The 6,411-nt window shown below is 69.6% G+C and carries 4 protein-coding genes, 1 tRNA gene and 1 pseudogene; 2 read left to right on the top strand and 4 right to left on the bottom strand.

Annotated elements, in window-relative coordinates:
* The 3 genes and pseudogenes from A5694_RS12495 to A5694_RS12485 form a co-directional block, all read right to left on the bottom strand.
* Nucleotides 1-790, bottom strand: a pseudogene (locus tag A5694_RS12495) (glycerol-3-phosphate 1-O-acyltransferase); the annotation flags it as partial.
* On the bottom strand, nt 787-2,400 hold the full coding sequence (locus tag A5694_RS12490) for an HAD-IB family hydrolase/lysophospholipid acyltransferase family protein (RefSeq protein ID WP_064922153.1): 1,614 nt from the start codon (nt 2,398-2,400) through the stop codon (nt 787-789). The pseudogene A5694_RS12495 and the gene A5694_RS12490, both read right to left, overlap by 4 nt.
* Entirely contained in the window at nt 2,397-3,845 is a 1,449-nt protein-coding gene (locus tag A5694_RS12485; protein ID WP_064922152.1) for a wax ester/triacylglycerol synthase family O-acyltransferase, read from the bottom strand. Before A5694_RS12485 ends, A5694_RS12490 begins: the two co-directional genes overlap by 4 nt.
* 357 nt (nt 3,846-4,202) lie before the next feature.
* Between A5694_RS12485 and A5694_RS12480 the strand changes: the two genes are divergently transcribed.
* A tRNA-Arg gene (locus A5694_RS12480) sits at nt 4,203-4,276 on the top strand.
* A 207-nt stretch (nt 4,277-4,483) separates the two neighbouring features.
* Nucleotides 4,484-5,242, top strand: coding sequence for an enoyl-CoA hydratase (locus A5694_RS12475; protein ID WP_064922151.1), 759 nt, complete (start codon nt 4,484-4,486; stop codon nt 5,240-5,242).
* A gap of 9 nt (nt 5,243-5,251) precedes the next feature.
* Here A5694_RS12475 and A5694_RS12470 read toward each other — a convergent pair whose 3' ends face one another.
* Nucleotides 5,252-6,403 carry a dihydrolipoamide acetyltransferase family protein gene (locus tag A5694_RS12470; RefSeq protein WP_064922157.1) on the bottom strand — a complete coding sequence of 384 codons (1,152 nt, stop codon included), beginning with the start codon at nt 6,401-6,403 and terminating at the stop codon, nt 5,252-5,254.
* Between the last annotated feature and the right edge of the window lie 8 nt (nt 6,404-6,411).

The raw sequence follows: 6,411 nt of genomic DNA, 5'->3' as shown, positions 1-6,411 counted from the left end.
GATGGTTCTCCAGCGCGGTGCGCAGCGCGGCGACCTGGTATTCGTCGTAGTCGATCTCGGGATCGAAGCCGCGGCTGAGCAATCTGGTCAGTACGCCGACCAGATCGACCGAGACCCGGCTCCACCCGGTGGACAGTTCGTCGAGCATCTTGCCCGCCTCGTCGACCGTGGCCCCCGGGATGTTCTCGAGGCCCTCCCGGAAACGGGTGGAGGCCAAGATCTCCGGCTTCACCAGCCGCGGCGACTTGTACTGCGGGCCCAGGATCCGGTATTCGGCGCGCTCCAGCGCCAGCACCGCGCGGCGGGTGACGAAATGCGCGAAGTCCCGCGGGTTTTCGCCGACGGTGTTCTGACTCCACTGCTGGCGCAGTTCGGCGACGGTGGCCGGTTCCCCGGCCACCACGCGGGCCAGTGACGATTCGGTGCGTACGATGCGCCGCTGCTGACGCTCATTGGGCCGGTAGGGGTTCCGGCCGGGCAGCAGCGCGATGACCCGGGACAGCGCCGACGCCTCGGCACGCGGCATCCAGAACACCCGAACCGGCAGGATCGACCGCTGTTCGTCGCGTTCGAGCTGCCCCACCAGCCGGGCCATTACCGACGGCGGCCGCTCCGGGTCGATTCGCAGCAGTTCGGTGCGGGCGTCGGGTTGCGCCTCGCGATACCGCTCCAACCACTCCCGAACCAGATCAGCCTCCACCGGCGTCGACACGAACGCCAACACCAGCGTGTCGCCGGTGTCGTTGGACCCAGACGAGTCAGCGGAGTCGGTGGCCGGTGATGTCGTCACTGCCCCCCTTTCGGGCCGGCGGTACGCCGGGCGGCCGGGGCGGGCTTGGACGGCGCCTTCTTGGCGGCCTTTTTGGCCGGGGTCTTCTTCGCCGTCTTCTTGGCGGGCGGCTTCGCGGCCGGCTTGGGCGACCACTGCGGCAACTCGTCGACCGGCCAGTCAGCCAGCGTGTCCAGGTAGAGCTGGCGGACCTGCGCGATCCGATCGGCGAGGTTGTCGACCGTCCAATCGTCGACCGGAATCGCCGGGAACACCGCGACATCGACGGTGCCGGGGTTGGCGCTCATGGAGTCGCGGGCCGCGACCACTTCGGCGTTGCGGATCACGATCGGCACGATCGGAATCCCGGCGGCCATCGCGATCCGAAACGGCCCCTTTTTGAACGGTCCCACCCCGGTGGTGTCGACTCGGGTGCCCTCCGGGGCGATCACCACCGACAGTCCCCGCTTGGCACGTTCCTCGACCTCATGCAGCGACTCCACCGCGGCCGCTGCGTCGTCCCGGTCGATGAAAACCATCTCGGTCAGCTTTCCCAGCGGCCCGGCGATCGGGTCGCGCTCCAGCTCCCGCTTGCCGACACTGATCCAGTTGTCGCGCACCAGCGACGCGGTGATGACCGGGTCGACCTGGTTGCGGTGATTGAAGATGAACACCGCGGGCCGGGTTGCGGTGAGGTTCTCCTTGCCGATCACGTTGAGCCGCACGCCGTTGAGGCCCAACAGCAGCTGCGGGAAGAACGTCGTGAAGAAGTTCACGCCGCGGCGCCGGCTCCCGGTCAACAGGCCCAGGCCGATCGCCCCGGCACCTACCGGAAGCATCGACCCCAGCCCCGCCAGGTTCCGCAGCTGGCCGACGACACTGCTGCCACGGCTGCTGAACCGCAGGATCGGCCAACCCCGCTTGCGGGCGACCGCCGCCATCTTGCCCTCGGGGTTGGTCGGCCTGGGGTTGCCGACCAGATACATCAGCGCGACGTCCTCGTCGCCGTCGGCGTAGAAGTAACTGTCCTGCAGGTCGATGTCGTGCTCGGCGGCGAACTTCTGCACGGCGGCGGCCTTACCCGGCCCCCACAGGATCGGTTCCACCACCTCTCCGGTGAGCACGCCGTTCTCGTCGGTCACGAACGCGTTGGTGAGCGTGTTGGTGATGCCCAGGAAACGGGCGACCGGCTCGACCTGAATGGTCAGTGCCGACGAGCTCAACACCACGGTGTGCCCGCGCGCCTGGTGCGCCCGCACCAGTTCGCGCATCTCCGGGTAGATGCGTCCGGCGATCTTCTGGACGAACAACCGCTCGCCGATCTCATCGAGATCGGTGAGCGAACGCCCGCGCAACGCCGATGACGCCTTGGTGATGAGCTGCTCGAACTCGATGCGCCCGAGCTGGTGGTTGAGCCCGGCCTGGATCATGCCGAGCAACTCCCCCAGCCCCATGTCGCGGCTGCGTACGCGCTCCCGGGTCAGGATGACGGCGGTGAAGCCGGCCACCAACGTGCCGTCCAGGTCGAAGAATGCGCCGATCTTGGGCCCGGGGGGGCTGGCCGCGATCTCGGCCACCGAACCGGGCAACCGGATGTCGCGTGGTGGCGGCGACATCGCGTCGTCGCTCATGACTGCGCCCCGGGATCGAATGATGCCGGCACGCAGCGCGGCGCCGGCTCACCGGCCAGCGCCAACACCTCATCGAAACCCTGCACCAGACATGCGCCGAACAGCTTCTCGTCGCGCACCGCGGCCCGGTCGTAGCGGACCGTGACGGTGCACTCACCGCCGCGCGAGATCAACACCACCATCATGGCCACACCGGGAAGCGGCCCGATCCCGTAGTGCCGCAACACTTTCGCACCCGCGATGTAGGTGTCTCCGGGGTAGAACGCCACATTGCTGGCCTGCACGTCGGCGGCTACGACCGACTCGGTCACCTTCTGCAGGACCGGCGTCGGGACAACGCTCAACAGCGGCGCCACGGAGCCGATCATGTCCATCGCCGGCTCTTCGCGCCGCTGCGTCATCTGGGCCCGGATCCGCTTCATCCGCTGCACCGGGTCGGCGAGGCCGACGGGAGCGGCCAGATTGACGCCGGTGAACCGGTTACCGCCGGCGGGATCAGCCTCGGCGCGCAGATTCACCGGGATCGCCATCGGCAGGGTCGCGATCGGCACTCCCAACGCCCGGTGATAACGGCCCAGCGCCCCGGACAGCGCCGCCAGGTAGGCGTCGTTGATCGACCCGCCGCCGGCCTTGGCGGCCCGGTGCAGATCCGACAAGCGGATGTCGAGCGCCTGGGTGCGGCTGGCCAGGCTGCGCCGCCGCAGCAGCGGCGAGGGTTCGGCCGCCTGGCTCATCACCCGCGCACCCGAGCGGGCGTAACCGATGACCCCGGCCACCGCCGACAACGGGTCACGCACCGTGCGGGTGGCCATCGACAGCATCCCGACCAGCGCGTCGCGGGTGCCGCCGAGCACGGCGGCCGGCAGGTGGTTGATGCCGTCGCGCATCAGATCGTTCGCCGACAGGTCCTGCGGCACCGGTTGCGGCGGCATGGCTCGAGCGGGCGGGTCACGTTCGAGGTCGTAGATCTGGCCGAACATCGCGGCGCCGCCGACGCCGTCGGTGACCGCATGGCTCAGATGCAGCAGGGTGGCGGCCCGTCCCCCGGCCAGCCCCTCGACCAGGGTCGCCGCCCACAGCGGGCGTTGAATGTCCAGCGGCGATTGCAGACTCACCTCGGCCAGGTCGAGCACCTCGCGCAGCCCCCCGGGTTCGGGCACCCGAAGCCGCCGCACGTGGAAATCCAGATTGAAGTCAGGGTCGACCACCCAGCGCGGTGCCGCCGTCGGCAGCGTGGGGACCACCACCTTCTGGCGCAGCCGCAGCACCCGCCGGGAGACGTTCTCGAACAGGCTCCGGAAGCGATCCCAGTCGGGAGTGGTGTCGAGCAGTTCCAAGCCCATGATCCCCGAACGGGTGCGCGGATTGGCCTCGCCGCGGTGCAACAGGTAATCGACGGCACCGAGTTCGGTGGGCAGCCCCGCGGCGTCGACCAGGTCACCCACGTGCCGCTCCCGCGGGCTCGGGGCCCGGGCCTGCCGGGTGAACCGACGCTGCGACCACCACGTTCCCCTCCTGAGTCACACTCTTCACGAGCACCATTCAACGCTAAAGCATGTCGAACAACTGTGGTGGTTGTTCGACACCGCCCTTCTCGGGCGTTCCTTGGCTCATGCCACTGGTGCGGTGTGGTCGCCGCGTTGGGGTCAACGATCGAGACGGCGAGCGTTGGGGCAGCGACGTGTCAACGTGCCAGACGCCGCGATCGCCATCGGTGGCCCGGTTGCATTGAATACGGGCGGCTGCGCCATCGCTTAGCCGACGTCGATCCGTCGCCACCAGCCGATAAACTGAGCTGCATTGCCTCCGTAGCTCAGGTGGATAGAGCGCATGACTTCTAATCTTGTGGTCGCAGGTTCGAGTCCTGCCGGGGGCGCCGCAACCGATGCGAAGCGCAAGCGCACTGTGTCGCATGACATGGTGTCGAAGAACGGCAAAGATGCCGGAGAAACCGGGAAAGGTAGGCCCATGAGCCACGAACGCACGATCATCCTCTACACCGCCTTCATGATCGCGCTGGTGGTGGCGTCCGCGGTGATCATCGCGTGGGTCGCCTGACCGATTCGACGGGCCGTCATCACCGATGACACCTTCTGACCTCGTCTTGTTCAGCGTCACCGATCGGGTGGCGCTGATCACCGTCAATGATCCCGACCGCCGCAACGCGGTGACCGCCACGATGTCGGCGCAACTGCGCGCCGCTGTGCAGCGGGCCGAAGCCGACGTCGGCGTGCACGCGGTGATCGTCACCGGCGCGGGCCGGGCGTTCTGCGCCGGCGCCGACCTGTCGGCGCTCGGTGCCGCCACCGAGGACGGGTTGTTGGCGCTCTACGACGGTTTCATGGCGGTCGCCCAGTGCACGCTGCCCACCATCGCCGCGGTCAACGGCGCCGCGGTGGGCGCCGGGCTGAACCTGGCGTTGGCGGCCGACGTACGGATCGCCGGCCCGGCAGCACTGTTCGACACAAGATTCCAGCAGCTCGGGCTGCACCCCGGCGGGGGCGCCACTTGGATGCTGCATCGGGCGGTGGGCCCCCAGGTGGCCCGGGCCGCGCTGTTGTTCGGCATGCGTTTCGATGCCGAGGCCGCGGTGCGCCACGGGTTGGCGCTGCAGATCGCCGCCGACCCGGTCGCCGCGGCGATGACGCTGGCCGCCGGGCCCGCGTCCGCACCGCGAGACGTCGTCGTGGCCACCAAGGCGACGATGCGCACCACCGCGAGCCCGGGCGCAGTCGAAGGCGAACTGCACGAGTTCGCCAAGCGCACCGAGCTGGGCCCGCAGGCCGCGACGGTCGAGTCACCGGCGTTCGCCGCCCGGCTGGCCGCCGCGCAGCGCCGCTAACCCGCCGGGCTACAGATCCAGCAGCGCGGTATCGGGATGCTCGATCAGATCCCTTAGCGTACAGAGGAATTCGGCGACCCGCGCGCCATCGGCGACGCGGTGGTCGAACGCGCACGTCAGGGTCATCTGCGGGCGCACCACGACGGCGTCACCGACGGCCACCGGCCGCGGCTTCAGCGAACCCATCCCCAGGATCGCCGCCTCCGGGTAGTTGATCACCGGCACCCCGTCGTCGAGGCCCAGAGCGCCGAAGTTGGAGACGGTGAACGTCGAGCCCTGCAGGTCGGCGGGTTTGAGGCTGCCGGCCCGGGCCTCGGCGATCAGCCGGGATACGCAGTCGGCGAGCTCACGGGTGGTCTTGCGCTGCGCGTCGAACACCACCGGCACCAGCAGGCCGCGGGGCGCGGCCACCCCGAACCCGAGGTGCACGCCACGATGGGTGCGGATCCGGGGGCCCTCCGGCGCCTCGACCCAGGTCGCGTTGAGCGCCGGGTGCCGCATCAACGCGATGACCAGCAGCCGCAGCGTCAGCACGAACGGTGTGATCGCCGCACCCGACGCACTCAGCCGGTCCCGCAGCTGCACCAGGTTGGCGCAGTCCACCTGTATGCTGCCGTGGGCGTCGGGAATCCTGCTGCGCGACAACGTCATCCGTTCGGCCATGGCCGCCTGCACCGGACTCGGTGGGCGCAGCTCGTCGTGGGACCGGTCACCAGCGGCCGCGAGCACCCCGTCGGTGGTGATCACCCCGCTGGGTCCCGGTGCGACCGCGCGCAGGTCGACGCCGAGCTCGGCGGCGAGCTTGCGGGCACCCGGCTTGGCTTTGGGCCGCCCGGTGGCGGCGCAGGCGCGGCGGCTGGTGTCGAAGGCGTCGTCGGCGCCGTAGCCCACCAGCACCGGAGTACGCCCGGTCGTGGGCTCGGCTGCCGGGCCAGTGTCGATGCGCACCAGCGGCGCCCCGACGGCGAGCACGGCGCCCGGCTCCCCGCCCAGTTCGACGACCCGGCCGGCATAGGGGCTGGGGATCTCCACTTCGGCTTTGGCCGTCTCCACCGTGCACAGCACCTGGTTGAGCTCCACCTCATCGCCGACGGCGACGTTCCAGCTGGTCACCGTCACCTCTTCGAGGCCCTCACCGAGATCGGGCACCGCGAAGGTCATCGGCTCGC

The sequence above is a fragment of the Mycolicibacter sinensis genome, assembly GCF_001667945.1.
Lineage (GTDB): Bacteria > Actinomycetota > Actinomycetes > Mycobacteriales > Mycobacteriaceae > Mycobacterium > Mycobacterium sinense_B.
This window is presented reverse-complemented; position numbering and strand designations above follow the sequence as displayed.

Bases quoted from the DNA above. Each gene is read 5' to 3' on its own strand.
- A5694_RS12490 (WP_064922153.1), bottom strand. From the start codon at position 2,400: ATGAGCGACGACGCGATGTCGCCGCCACCACGCGACATCCGGTTGCCC.
- A5694_RS12475 (WP_064922151.1), top strand. From the start codon at position 4,484: ATGACACCTTCTGACCTCGTCTTGTTCAGCGTCACCGATCGGGTGGCG.
- A5694_RS12470 (WP_064922157.1), bottom strand. From the start codon at position 6,403: ATGACCTTCGCGGTGCCCGATCTCGGTGAGGGCCTCGAAGAGGTGACG.